Source organism: Microbacterium sp. EST19A, from assembly GCF_019969685.1.
In the GTDB taxonomy this organism is placed as follows: domain Bacteria; phylum Actinomycetota; class Actinomycetes; order Actinomycetales; family Microbacteriaceae; genus Microbacterium.
Map to the genome: position 1 here is coordinate 1960417 of NZ_JAHXYZ010000001.1, position 15536 is coordinate 1975952.

General features: G+C 68.1%; 19 protein-coding genes. 6 read left to right on the plus strand and 13 right to left on the minus strand.

The genetic code is table 11. The annotated features are described in order from the left end of the window. Positions 1-100: 100 nt before the first annotated feature. A complete protein-coding gene (locus tag LC452_RS09700) occupies positions 101-1606 on the plus strand; it encodes an HNH endonuclease signature motif containing protein (RefSeq protein WP_223624571.1) in 1506 nt (501 codons plus the stop codon). 32 nt (positions 1607-1638) lie between these two features. Here LC452_RS09700 and LC452_RS09705 read toward each other — a convergent pair whose 3' ends face one another. The 3 genes from LC452_RS09705 to LC452_RS09715 form a co-directional block, all read right to left on the minus strand. Further along, positions 1639-2163 (minus strand): hypothetical protein, encoded by a 525-nt coding sequence (locus LC452_RS09705; RefSeq protein ID WP_223624573.1) that lies wholly within the window; start codon positions 2161-2163, stop codon positions 1639-1641. A gap of 65 nt (positions 2164-2228) precedes the next feature. Next, on the minus strand, positions 2229-2936 hold the full coding sequence (locus LC452_RS09710; RefSeq protein ID WP_223624576.1) for a zf-HC2 domain-containing protein: 708 nt from the start codon (positions 2934-2936) through the stop codon (positions 2229-2231). Next, positions 2933-3439, minus strand: coding sequence for a sigma-70 family RNA polymerase sigma factor (locus LC452_RS09715; RefSeq protein ID WP_223624578.1), 507 nt, complete (start codon positions 3437-3439; stop codon positions 2933-2935). Before LC452_RS09715 ends, LC452_RS09710 begins: the two co-directional genes overlap by 4 nt. An 87-nt stretch (positions 3440-3526) precedes the next feature. Here LC452_RS09715 and LC452_RS09720 point away from each other — a divergent pair, with 87 nt between their 5' ends. Beyond that, complete coding sequence (locus LC452_RS09720) at positions 3527-3982, plus strand: DUF2231 domain-containing protein (protein ID WP_223624579.1); 456 nt, start codon at positions 3527-3529, stop codon at positions 3980-3982. Between the two features lie 25 nt (positions 3983-4007). Here LC452_RS09720 and LC452_RS09725 read toward each other — a convergent pair whose 3' ends face one another. Further along, entirely contained in the window at positions 4008-4808 is an 801-nt protein-coding gene (locus LC452_RS09725) for an MOSC domain-containing protein (RefSeq protein WP_223624582.1), read from the minus strand. Between the two features lie 86 nt (positions 4809-4894). After that, a complete protein-coding gene (locus LC452_RS09730; protein WP_028503149.1) occupies positions 4895-5080 on the minus strand; it encodes a DUF3073 domain-containing protein in 186 nt (61 codons plus the stop codon). 149 nt (positions 5081-5229) lie between these two features. On the opposite strand from LC452_RS09730, the gene LC452_RS09735 reads away from it, so the two are divergent. Then, entirely contained in the window at positions 5230-5772 is a 543-nt protein-coding gene (locus tag LC452_RS09735) for a universal stress protein (RefSeq protein WP_223624584.1), read from the plus strand. Positions 5773-5804: 32 nt separating this feature from the next. Here the strand turns inward: LC452_RS09735 and LC452_RS09740 are convergent, their stop codons facing one another. The 8 genes from LC452_RS09740 to LC452_RS09775 all read right to left on the minus strand — a co-directional run bounded on the left by LC452_RS09740 (position 5805) and on the right by LC452_RS09775 (position 13237). After that, the gene (locus tag LC452_RS09740) at positions 5805-6437 is read right to left on the minus strand and encodes a PadR family transcriptional regulator (RefSeq protein WP_223624586.1); all 633 of its coding nucleotides are present in this window, start codon (positions 6435-6437) and stop codon (positions 5805-5807) included. Next, complete coding sequence (locus LC452_RS09745; protein ID WP_223624587.1) at positions 6434-7276, minus strand: DUF4097 family beta strand repeat-containing protein; 843 nt, start codon at positions 7274-7276, stop codon at positions 6434-6436. The genes LC452_RS09740 and LC452_RS09745 overlap by 4 nt, the downstream gene beginning before the upstream one ends. A gap of 106 nt (positions 7277-7382) precedes the next feature. After that, entirely contained in the window at positions 7383-9857 is a 2475-nt protein-coding gene (locus LC452_RS09750) for a glycogen/starch/alpha-glucan phosphorylase (RefSeq protein WP_223624588.1), read from the minus strand. A 67-nt stretch (positions 9858-9924) separates the two neighbouring features. After that, complete coding sequence (locus tag LC452_RS09755) at positions 9925-10446, minus strand: hypothetical protein (RefSeq protein ID WP_223624589.1); 522 nt, start codon at positions 10444-10446, stop codon at positions 9925-9927. Positions 10447-10461: 15 nt separating this feature from the next. Beyond that, the gene (locus tag LC452_RS09760; RefSeq protein ID WP_223624590.1) at positions 10462-10776 is read right to left on the minus strand and encodes a hypothetical protein; all 315 of its coding nucleotides are present in this window, start codon (positions 10774-10776) and stop codon (positions 10462-10464) included. Beyond that, a complete protein-coding gene (locus LC452_RS09765) occupies positions 10760-12178 on the minus strand; it encodes a hypothetical protein (protein WP_223624591.1) in 1419 nt (472 codons plus the stop codon). Before LC452_RS09765 ends, LC452_RS09760 begins: the two co-directional genes overlap by 17 nt. Next, a complete protein-coding gene (locus LC452_RS09770; protein ID WP_223624592.1) occupies positions 12175-12891 on the minus strand; it encodes an ABC transporter ATP-binding protein in 717 nt (238 codons plus the stop codon). The genes LC452_RS09765 and LC452_RS09770 overlap by 4 nt, the downstream gene beginning before the upstream one ends. A 112-nt stretch (positions 12892-13003) precedes the next feature. Further along, on the minus strand, positions 13004-13237 hold the full coding sequence (locus LC452_RS09775; RefSeq protein ID WP_223624593.1) for a hypothetical protein: 234 nt from the start codon (positions 13235-13237) through the stop codon (positions 13004-13006). A 167-nt stretch (positions 13238-13404) separates the two neighbouring features. Between LC452_RS09775 and LC452_RS09780 the strand changes: the two genes are divergently transcribed. The 3 genes from LC452_RS09780 (at position 13405) to LC452_RS09790 (ending at position 15532) form a co-directional block, all read left to right on the plus strand. Beyond that, positions 13405-14202 carry a MerR family transcriptional regulator gene (locus tag LC452_RS09780; RefSeq protein WP_223624594.1) on the plus strand — a complete coding sequence of 266 codons (798 nt, stop codon included), beginning with the start codon at positions 13405-13407 and terminating at the stop codon, positions 14200-14202. Between the two features lie 132 nt (positions 14203-14334). Beyond that, positions 14335-14712 carry a hypothetical protein gene (locus tag LC452_RS09785; protein ID WP_223624595.1) on the plus strand — a complete coding sequence of 126 codons (378 nt, stop codon included), beginning with the start codon at positions 14335-14337 and terminating at the stop codon, positions 14710-14712. A 4-nt stretch (positions 14713-14716) separates the two neighbouring features. Beyond that, positions 14717-15532 (plus strand): nitroreductase family protein, encoded by an 816-nt coding sequence (locus LC452_RS09790; RefSeq protein ID WP_223624597.1) that lies wholly within the window; start codon positions 14717-14719, stop codon positions 15530-15532. Positions 15533-15536: the final 4 nt, after the last annotated feature.

The window sequence follows — 15536 nt, forward strand, 5'->3', positions numbered from 1 at the left end:
CATGCTGGCGAACGTCGAGCGGTGAGAATCGAGGGGGACTGACCGATATTCTCGTGAGCTGAGCCGTTCCTGATTCGAACATACGTTCTAAACTGGGGTCATGGCTCAGCAGTGCACGGATTTCGACCTCGATCTCGAGGAGCGTTGTCGTGTGTTGGATGCGTGGGTGGAGAAGAAGCGTCAGGCCGCGGTTCTGGAATGCGAGGCGATGGACCTGCTCGGCGAGCGGATCGCGATTCACGACAGGGATGTCGTGGGGAATGGCTATCACCGGGATGCGATGCACCGATCGATGGTCGCGGAGTTCTCTGCTGCGGCTCGGATCCCGCAAGGGTCTGTCGAGTTCGCGTTCGCTGATGCCCGCACGGTGAGTGAGGACTTGCCTGCGGTGCGGGCGGCGTTCGCGGTGGGGCGGGTCAGTGCGGGGCATGTGCGGGAGATCTGTCGGGCGAGCGCGATCGTGTCGGAGGCGATCCGCAATCGGCGAGTGGATGCCGACGTCATGGGGCTCTACGAGGCGGCCGTATTGGTGTTCGCGGAGCGGGAGACGGCGGCACGGACGGCGGCGCATGCGAAGCAGGTTGCGGCGGCGTTGGTGGGTGAGACGGTGGCGGAGCGGCACAAGCGTGCGGCCGGGGAGCGGGGTGTGAAGGTGCGGTCCGTCGGGGACGGGTTGGCGTTGTTAACGGCGGTGTTGCCGGAATGGGTGGCGGTCGCGATCGCCGACCGGCTGGCGCAGATGGCACGGCAGGTCATACGGAACCGCAAGAGTCGTGGTGCGCGTGCAGCACGCGATGTCTTTCGTGAAGACGCCGACGAGCAGCCCGCCCGCGACATCGGCACCGACACCGACACCGACACCGACACCGACGTTGACCGCGACCGCGACCGCAACGTCGGCCGTGACGAGGGCAAGATCGTCAGCGACGACACGTTCGCGACCGACCCCGAGTCAGACATCGACTTCGACCTCGACATAGACAGCGCCGGCGCCGATGCGGACACCGGCAACGTAAGCGAGGACACGCGTACCTGGGACCAGATCCAGGCGGATCTGTTCGCGGACCTGCTGCTTGCCGCCGACCCGAGCACCGTCCACGGGACCGGGCTCGAGAACATCCAGGGCCGGATCCAGGTCACCGTCGCCGGCACCACTCTCGCCGGGGCCGACGACCGCCTCGCCGACCTCGACGGACACGGGCCCCTCCACCCGGACATCGCCCGGCTCCTCGCCGGGCGAAATACCGGCTGGTCCCGCCTCCTGCTGGACCGGTTCGGGATGGCCACCCAGACCGACACCTACACACCGACCGAGCAGATGCGCCGGTTCCTGCGTGCCCGCGACCAGCACTGCCGATTCCCCGGCTGCCGCACACCGGTGCACCGGTGCGACATCGACCACAACCACGACCACGCCCGAGGCGGCAAGACCCGGATCGACAACCTCGCCCACTTCTGCCGCGCCCACCACACCCTCAAACCCCCCGACATCCCGGATGCCCACCGATGGACCGCCACCCAAGAACCCGACGGCACCATCACCTGGCACAGCCCCCTCGGCCGCCACTACACCGACCACCCCACCCACCGCGTCATGTTCATCTGACGCGGCGGGCGACAGGCCGGCTCGTGCTGCGCTCAGTCGGCGATGCGTTCACCGGCGGGGGAGAGCACCCACCAGACGCCGCCGACTCCCTGACCGTTCACGTCGCCCTCGGCGGCGTCGCCGGCGAAGTAGTACAGGGGCCAGCCGTTGAGCGTCACCTGCGTGTCGCCGGCGGCCGTGGTGATGGTTCCGACCTCGCCGGTCACTCCCTCGACCGCGGGGGCATCGCCGTCGATGGTGAAGGGCGGCCAGTTCGTCAGGCAGTCGCCGGAGCACGAACTCTCGCCGGAACCCTGGGTGTCGTTGTCGAACATGTACAGCGTCTTCCCGTCAGGGGCGACGACGATCTCCCCGAGGTCCGAGTCGGCGACCGCGAGTGCGGCCCCGCCGGAGTCCTCGCTGGGAGCAGGGGTGCTCGACTCCGAGGACTGGCCATACGCGCCCCCCGTGTCGTCCGTTCCCCCACCGGTACTGCCGCCGGACGCTGAGCATCCGGAGACGACGAACGTCATGAGCAGAGCGGCGATCGCCGCGGTCTTCGAGACTCTCGAGAGCATTGTGGACCTCCTGTGCAGGACCGCGGGTGCGGTCACGAGGAACACGAGAGCGGCGGGCGAAAGGTTCAGGACACGTCGACGGAAGACCGCATGAGCACGTTGCCCGAATCGACCGAGCGGATCTCCACCGCGGCGATCTCGGATGCCGACAGATCGGTGCCCGCACTCAGGCGTGCCGTCGTTCCCGGGTGCGCCCGCCACGTCGACAGCACGCTCTCGACACCGTCATCACTCACCACGACCAGCGCATACGCCCACCCGTTCGCGGGGGCATCGCCCTCGGAGCCGTAGTCGCACGCCATGTCGATCTTGGTTCCCCACGCGACATCCGTGAGGTCGACCGTGGCCGTCAGCGGCGCGTCGACCACCTGGTCCAGCGCGATGGTCGTCGAGGGCGGCCGCAGCTGCGCCGACACGATCGGCACGGCCACCGCGGCCACGACGATCGCCGCGGCGGCGGCGATCCCCGCGACCCAGGCGCGGCGACGTCGACGCGCGCGCGCCGCGGCGAGCGACAGCACGCGCGCGCGATGCTCGGGGCCGGGAGTCTCGGGGGTGGGAGTCTCGGCATCCGCGGTCCGCAGCAGCGACTCGGCCCGCTCGGGAGCGACCCGTGAGAGAAGGCCGAGCGTCGGCGCGACCTCCCCGAGGGCCGCACGGCACTCGGGGCACTGCGAGAGGTGCGCCTCATACTCCGCGCGGTCTGCGGCGCTGAGGGCTCCGAGCACGTAGGCGGCGTCCCACTCGTTGTAGCGCGCGTGGTCGGCGTTCATCGCGTCACTCCCTTCTCCTGCAGACCGAGGCGCAGAGCGCGGAGGCCGTAGTGCAGCCTCGACTTCACGGTTCCCTCGGGGATGGTCAGCTCCTCGGCGATCTCCGCGACCGTGAGGCCACGGTAATACGCCCGGACGACGACCTCGCGATGGGGCTCCGAGAGCGCCGCGAGCGCCTCCTCGATCAGGATCGCGTCGAAGATCGCGTCGGTGGCGTCGCGGACCGACGCCTCCGGAGGCTCGTCCATCGCGATCTCCCGGCGATGGTGGGCGCTGCGCACCTCGTCCACGACGAGGTGACGGGCCACCGTGTACATCCACGAACGCGTGGACTCCGGGTCGTCGGAGAGGATGCGCGGCGTCCGCCAGGCGCGGAGCAGGGTCTCCTGCACCACATCGTCTGCCCCCGCGCGGTCGCCGGTGAGGTGCACGACGTAGCGCCAGATCGGCGCCGCATGCGCGTCGTAGAGCGCGCCGAGACGCGCAGCGTCATCCCGCGGCATCCGCGACCTCCTTCGGGTCCTCTCCGGAGAACACGAGACAGGGCGGCGAGAAGTTCATCTGAACCTCGGGCGGGCCGATCCCGTGTCATGAGTATGGACCTCTTCGAGATCGCCGGGCTCCCCGTGCATCCGCTCATCGTGCACGCGGTGGTCATCCTCGTGCCGCTCACGGCGTTGGCCCTCATCCTGGGTGCGCTCTTCCCCGCCGCGCGCAAGCGGCTCGGAATCGTCACGCCGATCGCCGCACTGATCGTACTGGTGCTCGTGCCCATCACGATGCTCGCCGGCGAAGCGCTGGCGCAAAGCGTCGGTCCGGTGCCGGCCGTCGTGCATCACGCGGATCTCGGCGGCCTGCTCTGGCCGTGGACTCTGGCGATGTTCGTCGTCGCGACGCTGCAGTGGTGCTGGCATCGGTTCGGAGACGGGCCGGGCCGCACGACCCGGGTGATCCTGGCGGTGCTGGCGGTCGTGAGCGGCGCCGGAAGCACGGTGATGGTCGTGCTCATCGGCGAAGCCGGTGCCCGCGCCGTCTGGGGCGGGTGAGCGCTGCCGCCCGCAACGCGGGGGTTCAGTGCGCGTGCACCTCGTCGCCGACACGGATGACACCTTCCGGCGCTCCGTCTGCGGGGAGGAGCAGTCGTCCGAGAGTCGGCTCGTCCTGCTCGAGCGCTCCGGTGAGGGTGGTGAGCACCCTGGCGTCTCGCACGCCCGTGTCGGGGTTGGCATGCGTGGCGAGGCACCGCACGATCGGACCCGCCGGGCGGAAGCTCATGGCGCCGATGCGCACCTCGCGGGTCCAGTCGAGCTCGTCCCAGGGGTCGACGCCGTCGATGACGATGTTCGAGCGGAAGCGGCGGTCATCGGCGTCCGCACCGAGCGCCTCGCCCAGCGCACGCGTGCTGCCCTGGCTGTGCACCGAGACGTAGCCGCGCGCCCGATCCTGGAACCGCGACGTCTCGCCGTCTCCGACCAGCACGAGCGGGAGCCGTCCGGGGCGCTGCAACCGGCGCCCCTCGCGAGTCGAGAGCACGAAATCGGTGGCCGCGGCCACGAGCTGGGCGCGGCCGTCGTCGTCGAGGCCGGCCTCCACGAGCAGTGCTCCCTCGTGCTCGATCCGCACCCGCCGCGACGCATCGTCGTAGCTCGTGCGCAGCGCAGCCAGTGCCGGGAAGTCCTGAAGAGCGAGGCCCTTCGCCTTCGGCCAGTAGTCGAGTCCGTCACGCTCCTCCGGTGTCACCGCGTCGGCGAAACGGAACGCCAGCACCCGGTCGCCGGCGACCCTCCCGTCGGCCTGCACGGTGAGCGCGTCGACGGACTCAGGAGTGAGGCCCTTGATCGGGTGGCGGTACAGCGCGACGACATGAGCCATGGAGAGATCCTCTCAGCCGGGTCGATGTGTCCGGACACGACGAAGCCCCCGTGGGTCGCACGGGGGCAGAACGACGGAGCAGGCGGTCAGGCCTTTTCCAGTTCGTCCTCGTCTTCGTCTTCGTACTCGTCGGCCCACTTGTCGACGTAGGCGTCTTCGTCTGTCGGATGACCCAGCTCGCGCTCGAGCGCGGAGTAGTTCACCGACGGACTGTACGCCTTGAGTTCGCGGGCGATCTTTGTGTGTTTCGCCTTCTGACGGCCACGGCCCATACGCCAGACCCCCTCACGATTTCAGCTGCGGGCGGCAGGAGCCCGACGCATTTCACGACACCGGTTCGAAGCCGGTAAGAGTAGCATTCAGAATAGCACGCGGGTAAGACCCTCTGGCTGAGGCCAGGCTGGTGAAGGGAACGATCTTCATGACCGACAACACCTCCACTCCGTCCGATGAGGTCGCACAGAACGCGGCGCTGCAGAAAGCGGTCATCGTCGGACTGCAGCCGGACCAAGATCGGCACGTGCTCGACGAGGCCGTCAGGTTCGCGCGATTGCTGGGCGCGCCGCTGGTCGTCGCCCACGTCGACGTGACGCGGTTCGTGACCTACGAAGACCCCGACGGGTACGTGCACTCCGCCCCCATCGACATCAACTTCGACGCGGGCGCCGCCGAGTTCGAGGCTGTGCAGGCAGCGGCGGCATCCGTGCTCGACGGCTCGGGGCTCACTTGGACCGCTCGGCAGCTCGTCGGCGACCCGGCTCTGGCCATCAAGCAGCTCGCGTCCAAGCTCGATGCGTCGCTGATCGTGGTCGGCACGCGCAAGCGCGGCATCGGCGAGTCGATCAGGGAGTTCTTCACCGGCTCGGTCGCCGCCCGGCTCACGCACCGGCAGCATCGTTCCGTGCTGGTCGTTCCGCTCGGCGAGTCCGTGCCGGATTCGCAGAAGGAGATCTGGCCGGAGTAACGGCCAGATCCCCTCTGCGTCGACGGTCTCGTTCAGCGCCCGGAGCCGAGGGCTCCGAGAGCACGGGTCACCGCGTGTGCGGCGGCATCCAGCCCGTCTTCGAGTTCGCTGACGACGGATGCCGGCAGCACGCCGCCCTTCGCCACATGCGTGCGCAGGTCGGTCCGCACCCGTGCACGGAAGGCGTTGACGACGGCATCCGCCCGGTGCAGCTCTTCACGACTGATGATGCGGGCGTCGTCGGATGCCGGTCGCGGCCGGCTCTTCGCCGCCGATCGCTCGTCGTGCTCTGCTGAGGCGAGGTCGGCGCGGAGGCTCTTCATCGCCTCCTGCACGCTCTGGCGCACCTCGTTGGCGATGAGCCGCACCGAATCGGTGAGGCCGGCCTCGATGCCCGCGAGATCTCCCTCGCGGGAGGCGAGCTCGGCGCGACCGGCATCCGTGATCGCGTAGATCGTCGTGCGACCGTCGACGGTCTTGGACACCAGGCCCTCTTCCTCGAGCTTCGCGAGCCGGGGATAGATGGTGCCGGCGCTCGGCGTGTAGGTGCCGCCGGTGCGGTCGGTGAGCGACTGGATGATGCCGTAGCCGTGCTGCGGCGCCTCGGCGAGCAGCGAGAGCAGATACAGGCGCAGGTCGCCGTGGGAGAAGACGGCGGGGCTCATGACTCTTCCCACTCCGGGTCGTTGGTGATGGATGCGGGGGTGCGTCGGAGGACCGTGACGCCGCCCGAGACCGAGTTCGCGCGCAGGTCGACGAAGCGGCCCGCGAGCTCGCCGGTCGTGCCCGTGTAGTTGCTCGGGCCGGAGGAGCTGCGTTCCACGCCGTCGATGAGGAGCCGTCCGCTGAGGGAGCGGATGACGTAGTTCGCGGCGAGCGACTCGTCGAGGCGCACCGTGGTGCCGCCCGAGACCGAGTTCACGGTGATCGTGTTCACGTCGCCCGCGGCGTCCACGAGGGTCGAGCCGGAGACGATGTCGACGGTCGCCTTGCGGACGGCGCCGGTGACGGCCACATCGCCCGAGACGCTGTTGGCGGTGATCGAGCCGGTGAGTCCGCGCACCTGCACGTCGCCCGAGACCGAGTTGACGTTGAGGTCGCCGATCAGGGTGTCGACGATGATGTCGCCGGAGACGGTGTTGAGCCGGGTGTCGTTGCGGATGCCGGAGACCAGGGCGCCGGCGCTGACGACGCCGAGGTTCAGGGCGATCGAGCGCGGGACGGCGACGCTCACCTCGGCACGCGGACCGCCGGAGCCGAAGTTGCGGAACACCTCGAGGAAGTTGTCCCAGCCGAGCTGCGGGTGGTCGATCTCGACCTCGCCGTCGTGGGATTCGACGCGGAGGTCCTTGATGGTGACGCCGTGCACCTCGATGCGGATGCCGGGTTCGTCGTGCGCGACGATGTCGATCTGGCCGCCGACGAGTCCGACCTTGAGCCGGCTGACGGATTCGATGTCGATGACGCGTTCCTCGCCGGGGGCGATGAGCCACTTCTCGGTCATGTCTGCTTCTCCTGATGTGTGGAATCGAGATATATCGTGTGTTACGAGAGTAACACGATATATCTCGATCTTGTCAAGAGTGTCGCCTGATCCGACGCGGCCAGCCTCAGTCGAGCGGCGGAGTGTGCCAGATCCGGTCGATGTAATCGCGGATCGAGCGATCGGATGAGAAGAAGCCGGTGCGGGCGACGTTGAGGATGGCGGAGCGGTTCCAGGCCTCTCGATCGGCGTACGCGGCATCCACCCTGTGCTGGGCGTCGATATAGGTCGCGTAGTCGGCGAGCACCATGAAGCGGTCCTCGTAGAGCAGGTTCGACACGACGGGTTCGAACACCGTGCGGTCGCCTCCCGAGAAGGCGCCGGACGCGATGAGATCGATCGCTCGTCGCAGGCTCGCGTCGGCGTGATAGAACTCATCGGGTCGGTAACCGCGCGTGCTCAGGGTCTCGACCTCGGGCTCGCTCATGCCGAAGAGGAAGAAGTTCTCGTCGCCGACGAGCTCCCGGATCTCGACGTTCGCGCCGTCGTCGGTACCGACGGTGAGGGCGCCGTTCAGGGCGAACTTCATGTTCCCCGTGCCCGAAGCCTCCTTGCCTGCGAGAGAGATCTGCTCCGACAGATCGGCCGCCGGGATCACGCGTTCCGCGAGCGTCACGTTGTAGTTCGGCGGGAAGACGACCTTCAGGGCTCCCTCGAGGCGCGGATCGTTGTTGACGACCTCGCCGACGGCGTTGATCAGATGGATGATGCGCTTCGCCATCGTGTATCCCGGTGCCGCCTTGGCGCCGAAGATCACGGTGCGCGGCACGATGTCGGATGCCGCGACTGCTCCGGAGACCACGCCCTCGAAGGTCGTGACGACGTGCAGAACCTTCAGCAGCTGCCTCTTGTACTCGTGCAGGCGCTTGACCATGACATCGAGCATGTGACCGTCACTGATCTCGACTCCGTCCCGCTCGCGCAGGACCTGGCTCAGGCGGCGCTTGTTCGACGCCTTCACCCGAGCGAACGCGGCGCGGAACTCCGCATCGTCCGCGAACGGCTCGAGCTCGCGGAGGCGTTCGAGGTCGGTGGTCCACCCGTCGCCGATGGCAGCGGTGATCAACTCGGAGAGTTCGGGGTTCGCCAGGCGCAGGAAGCGGCGCGGGGTGACGCCGTTCGTGACGTTCGTGAACTTGCCGGGGAAGAACGCGTCGAAATCGCTGAGCACCTTCTCGCGCAGCAGCTGCGAGTGCAGTTCCGCGACCCCGTTGACCTTGGCGCCGGCGACGGTCGCGAGGTAGGCCATCCGCACGGATCGCTCCGGATGCTCGGAGATGATCGACATGTCGCGCAGCAGCATCTCGTCGTCGCCGTGGCGTTCCCGAACCTCCACGAGGAACTCGTCGTTGATGCGGTAGATGATCTCCAGGTGGCGCGGGAGCAGCCGCCCCATCAGCTCGACCGACCACACCTCGAGCGCCTCGGGGAGCAGTGTGTGGCAGGTGTACGCGAAGCACTGCCGGGTGATCGCCCACGCGGCATCCCACTCGAGGTGGCGCTCGTCGATGAGAACGCGCATGAATTCGGGCACGGCGATCACGGGATGGGTGTCGTTGAGCTGGAAGATGACACGCTCGGGCAGGTCCGTGAGCTCGAAGCCGTCGGCGAGCATGTTCTCGAGGAAGTCGTTGATGGATGCCGCGACGAAGAAGTACTGCTGCTGCAGCCGCAGCTCCTTGCCCTGTGGAGTCGAGTCCTCGGGGTACAGCACCTTCGAGATGTTCTCGGCGAAGGTCTGCGCCCGCACGGCCTCTTCATAGTCACCGGAGTTGAAGATGCGCAGATCGAAGGCGCTGGTGGCGACCGCGCTCCAGAGCCGCAGAGTGTTGACGCGGCCGTTCTGGAAGCCGGGAACCATGTAGTTGTAGGGCACGGCCTGCACGTTCCACGCGGGGACCCAGCGGCTGCGGACCACACCCTCATCGTCGTACTTCTCGGTGTGGCCGCCGAAAGCGATGGTCTGCGAATCCTCCGGTCGTGCGAACTCCCACGGCGAGCCCAGCGTGAGCCAGGCGTCCGGCTGCTCCACCTGCTGGCCTTCGACGAACGTCTGCCGGAAGATGCCGTATTCGTAGCGGATGCCGTAGCCGATGCTCGGCACCGCCATCGTGGCCAACGAGTCGATGAAGCATGCGGCGAGACGGCCGAGTCCGCCGTTGCCGAGGCCGGGCTCGACCTCATGGGCGCGGAGTTCATCGAGCGAGACCCCGCACGAGGCGAGGGCCTCCTCGGCGACCTTCGCGAGATCGGCCGCCAGCAGGTTGTTGTCGAGCTGACGGCCGAGCAGGTACTCGGCCGACAGGTAGCAGACCGCCTTGGCCTGAGTCTCCTTCTGTCGCCGCAGGTCCTCGAGCCATCGCGCCATCAGATAGTCGCGCACCGTGTGGGCGAGGGCGAAGTAGCGGTCGTTCGCGCTCGAGGCCGACAGGGCGACGCCGCGGTCGAAGTTGAGGTTGTGCAGGAACTGCTTCGCGAAGTCGTCAGGCGTGCTCGGCGGTGCAGTCACGGGAGCCAGGGCGAGGGGATGCGATGCGGTCATCTGACGACGGTACCGAGAACGCGCAGTTTCGGGAGGAAAAGTTGTCGACGTCGATATCCCGAGGGTGTCACCTCTTCCGCGAAATCGATCGGTCCCAGCTCCGGGCTCCGACGACGAGGATGCGGCCGTCGGAGAACGCGGGGGTGAGGAAGAGCGCGTGGAGCAGGAACCAGGGGTGCAGCAGCAGGTGCGGTGCGACGAGCCACAGCACCACGCCGATCGCCGTGCAGAGCAGAGGGCCGGCGAGCGCGCTGAGGAAGGCGTCTCGGCCGCGGATCGAGCCGTGCGGCCGGACGGAGATCCGCAGCAGCGTGCGCTCCAGTGTTATCGCGGTCACGCCGGGCGCCCTGCACAGCACCACGGCGTGCCCCAGCTCATGGATCGCGAACGACGCGCACAGACCGCAGACGTAGTGCACCCCGACGGCGAGCAGCGCGTCGAGGATGCCCGGCTGATCGAAGACGATCGCCACAGCCGTCGCCGCGGCCATCGATGCGCCGAAGACGAGATGCATCGGCCAGGCGGCGAGCGCCAGCCAGCGGAGCACCGCGCGAGCACGGAGTCCGCTGACCGTCGTCGCCCACGTCACTCGTCGTCGCCCACATCACCCGGCGTCGGCGAGGAGCTGCTGCCTCCGTGCGCGCAGCTGGTCGTGCACGACGATGACGGCGAGGAGGAACAACGTCACGACGACGACCGACAGCACGAGCGGAAGGGCGTCGGCCAGCCCCACTCCCAGCTGGGTGGTGCCCTGCGGTGTCTGCTTCACCTCGACGAACACGGCGCCGAAGTATCCCAGGCGCCGGCCCTCGGCGGAACCCGCCGAGAACATGAGCCAGATCGCCGTGATGACGGCTGCGCCGATTGTGGCGACGAGAGCGGCCACGAGGCTTCCGATGATCCTAAACAACCACTTCATGACGTTCGATCCTTTCGATCTTCTGCATCCCGATGGCAGAGAGGGTGGCGGCGCAGGCGGTCACGATCACGAGAACGACCGTGCTGAACCAGGTCGGCAGTCCGAGCAGGCTCGCGCCGAGGAGAAGGGTTCCGGTGACCAGGGCGGCGACCGCGACGCCGACGACCACGGAGAACGGATTGCCCTTCTCGGGTGGGAAGACGATTCCTGCGAGCGTGAGGACGACCGTGTTCGAGGCGCAGAACCCCAGGACCATGAGGATCTCGCTCCATCCGATCCCGGTGAGGGCCGACAGGATGCCCACCGGCACGGCGCAGACGAGAAGCGCGAGCAGCTGCGGGCCGAGCACGAGCAGGTAGCGCCGGACCGGTCCGTGGCGGCGGGGACCGCAGGCCCGCAGCGGCTCGGTCGACACGTAGGCGTACACGCCCTGGATCGTGACCGCGATCAGGAGGAAGGGCGGCAGGCGGATGTCGGCGACGAAAAGCGCGTACGAACCCGCGAACACGAGGCCGTAGACGGTGATGGTCTCGATCGCGCGGATGTGCGCGACGAAATAGGCGCCGAACTCCGACGCCCCGAGCACTCGCGGGACGCGCGTGAAGCGCCGGGTCGGGTCGAACTGGCGCGGCGTGGCCGAGCAGACGAGGGCGACGAGCAGTGCGACCGCGACGAGCCACACGCCTCCCGCGGCAAGGAGGCCGTGCGAGGCGGCGAGGTCGGCGAAGATCAGCTGGGGCGCGAAGTACTCGCCCTCTCCGGCGGCGGCGAAGAGCACGCGCTCCGACTGGCTCGAGACGGCGACCGCGAGAGCGATGAGCGTGCCCGCGAGCACGACCGGCACCAGGAAGGCCCGCAGCCGGGCGAGCCGGAGCTGCAGGAGGACCCTCTCGAGGAGCAGGTAGTAGACGCTCGCCAGAAGGTAGGAGACGCAGGTCGGCAGCACAAGGCATGCGACGACGTCGTCGAGCACCCCGAGGCCGCCGATCGAGAGCGCACCGGCGACGAGCGCCCCGAGGATCACCGTGACCCCGATGCCCACGAGCATCGCCTCGAAGAGCATGAACCCCAGGGTTCGTGCTCGGTTGGTGAGCGGGAAGCCGAACGTGAGCTCGACGAGGTCGCTCGACTTCATGAACAGGACGCGGACGACGGTGAAGATCGCGAGCACCCACATCGGGACCGCCGTGCCCGCGACGCGCAGCAGGGGTACGAGCAGGGCCGGATCGGCGACGAGCTGCTGAAGGGTGACGATGCCGAACGCGCAGAACGCGGTGAACGCGAGGAGCGCTGCGGCGGCGAGCCCCCAGCGGACCACCGCCAGCCGCAGCGCCCCTCGACGCAGGATGCGGCGCACGAGGAAGCGCGACAGGAACCCCGTCAGTGTCAGGACGGGCTTCACGCCACGCCTCGGGAAGAGCTGATGGCGCGCTTGACGAGGTGATCGACGGAGCCGAACTCGTCGTGCACGCGTCGCAGCGGCAGATCGTAGGCGAGCTCTCCGCGGCACAGGACGACGATGCGGTCGCACACCGCCTCGAGCAGGCGGAAGTCGTGACTGCACAGCAGCAGCGCGTTGCCCTCGCCCAGGTCGCGCGCATCGCGCTCGAACTCGTACAGCGCATCCACGTCGACGCCGTTGAGGGTCTCGTCGATGATCGTCAGCGGACGCCGCAGCAGCAGGCTCGAGATGAGCTGCACCTTCTTGCGCATGCCGTGCGAGTAGTCCTCGATGAGATCGAACTGCCGCGACTCCATCTGGTAGCGGGCGAAAAGGTCGTCCAGCCGCGACGCGTCCGCCTCGTGGCCGTAGAAGCGGTGCATGAGATCGACGTACTCGCGTCCGGTGAGGAACTGCGGCAGGTAGTCGTTGCTCGCGACGTAGACGACGCTCTCGCGCGAGACGCGTTCCTGATGCGGGCGGCCGGCGATGCGGATGCTGCCGCGCCGCAGCTGCAGGAGGTCGGCGATCAGACGGATGAGCGTCGACTTGCCGGAGCCGTTCGGGCCGACGAGGCCGACCCGCTCTCCCGGCGCGATCGAGAGCGAGAGGTCGTGCAGCACGGGCGTCCGCTTCGCATAGGCGAACTCCACGGCGGAGACATCGAGCAGCATTCGGTTTCTTCCTTCGTTTCGGGCGGATCGTGTTCGGGTTGATCGTTCTCGGGTTGATCGTTCTCGGGCGGACCCTCGGCGCACCCTCGCGGATGCGCCGAGGGCTTGAGCGCTAGATGCACTCGATCCAGACGGACACGCCGCCCTTGTCCCACTTCCAGTTCCCGGTGAAGCGCTTGCCTCCGTTCGCGAGGAAGCACCATGCAGCCAGGGACGCGAGGAAAGCGACACCGAACACGAGAAGCACTGCGAGGAGAACGAGCCACCAGCCGTCGAAGCGCAGAAGCGCGTCGTCGAGAGCGTTCTGCACGCGGCTCTTCAGCAGCGTCGGTTCGATCACAGTCATTACGGACATAAATCACCTCCAGACATTCATCAAGAAACTCGATCGTGGCAGGCGCTCCCGAGCGGAAGCAATGCATATGAGCGCTATATATTGTCATATGAGGACAGTTGACATTGACGCAGCGTCAACTTCTAGGCTGAGAAGCACCACAGAGAGAGGAGGAACCCGTGGTTCAGGAGGACTGGTCGATCCAGGAGATCGCGCGACTCGCGGGGACGACGAGCCGCACACTGCGTCACTACGACGACGTCGGGTTGCTCCCGCCGTCGCGCATCGCCTCGAACGGCTACCGGCACTACGACGCGCCCGCGCTCGTGCGGCTGCAGCGGATCCTGCTGCTGCGGGAGCTGGGCCTCGGCCTGCCGCAGATCGCCGACGTGCTCGGCCCTTCGACAGGCTCAGGGACCCAGGTCGCGGAAGCATCCGCTCTCCAGACCCATCTCGCGCTGCTGCGCGAGGAGCAGGCCAGACTGGCGCGTCAGATCGCGTCGGTCGAATCCACCATCACCGCACTGAGAGGAGGTGAAGAACTCATGGCAGAGAACATGTTCGACGGCTTCGACCACACCCGGTACAAGGAGGAGGTCGAGGAGCGTTGGGGAAAGAACGCCTACGCGGACGGCGACCGCTGGTGGCGCGGGATGACGGATGCCGAGCGCGCCGAGTGGCAGCAGCGCGTGTCCGACCTCGGGCGCGACTGGATCGCCGCCGCGGAGAGCGGCATCGATGCGGCATCCGCCGAGGCTCAGGATCTCGCGCGACGTCACGTCGAGTGGCTCACGGGAGTGCCCGGCACGCCCGCGGCCGCCCCCGGCGGCGACGTGAAGGGGTACGTGATCGGTCTCGGCGAGATGTATGTCGCCGACCCGCGTTTCGGCGCGAACTACGCGACCTCATCCGGCGGCACGCACGGCGCGGAGTTCGTCCGCGACGCGCTCCGCGTCTACGCGGACGCGAACCTGTAGGACGCGTCCGCAGCCGAGCCCCCACCTCTGGGTTGCTGAGCTCGTCGAAGCACCGGTATCGCGCCCTTCGACAAGCTCAGGGATCCAGGGTGGGGGCTCCTCGCATCCGGAGCTCGGGCGTATGGTCGGATCATGAGGCAGCGACGACAGCGGACGAGCGCCATGCCGCTGTTCGTCACCGCCGCCGTCGCGTACACGGCGAACGTCGCGCTCGGAACTGCTGTCGCGACGAGGGTCATCGACACGTCGAACTTCCGGTGGGTGCACCATGCGCTCTACATCGCGACCTGCGTGACGACCGCCGCCGCTGCGGTCACCGGACTGTTCTGGGCGGAACCGCGCCGGGCGAGCCACCGCGCCGCCCTCGTGCTGCTGCCCGCCGCCGCGCCTCTCGCGGCGATCGCGTATCTCGGGACCCACGGGCGTCGGCATCCGCTCATCGCGCTGGCCGCAGCGCCCTTCATCCTCGCGGGCCTCGTGTGCTCGCTCCGCCCCGCAGACCGGAAGTGAACGCATGGAGCTGCTCGACGCCATCCGCCGCCGCAAGACGACCAACGGGGCCTTCCTGCCCGATCCCGTCTCCGAGGAGCACCAGCGGATCCTCCTGGAGGCGGCGGGGCGCGCGCCGTCTCAGCTGAACAGCCAGCCGTGGCGCTTCGTCGTCATCGAGAGCCGGGAGACGATCGACAGGATCGCGAGCATCTCGGGCGAGAGCATGACCGAGGCGATGTCGAACGGCACGTTCTTCGAGCGGTACAAGCCGTACTTCCGCTTCAGCCAGGCCGAGATGGAGGAGAAGCGCAGCGGGATGCTGTTCGACAAGCTCCCCGCTCCGCTGCGGCCGTTCACCGGGCAGGTGTTCACCAAGCGCGGGCAGACGCTCATGAACGCCCTCGGAGTGCCGAAGACCCTCGGCGCCGAGAACCGCAAGCTCGTCGCGGGATCTCCGCTGCTGCTGGGCGTCATGCTCGACCGCAACGAGTACCGGCCGGGACAGCTCTCGTCGTTCTACTCGGTGTTCAGCATGGGCGCGGCCATGGAGAACGTCTGGCTCACCACGGGCGAGCTCGGGATGGGCATCCAGTTCATCTCGTTCCCCATGGAGGTGCCCGGCCGCTGGGACGAGATCGTGCAGCTCCTCCGCGTGCCCGACGACCTCGAGCTCATGGCCGTCTACCGGCTCGGCTACCTGCCGCCCGAGCAGCGCCGCCCGGCCATCGACTGGTCGAGCAGTCAGCGCAAGCTCACCTCGCAGTACGTGTTCCGCGAGAGCTGCGAGACGCCGCAGCAGGGATGGGACGACGTGCAGCACCTCCGGCACGAGAGCTGATCGC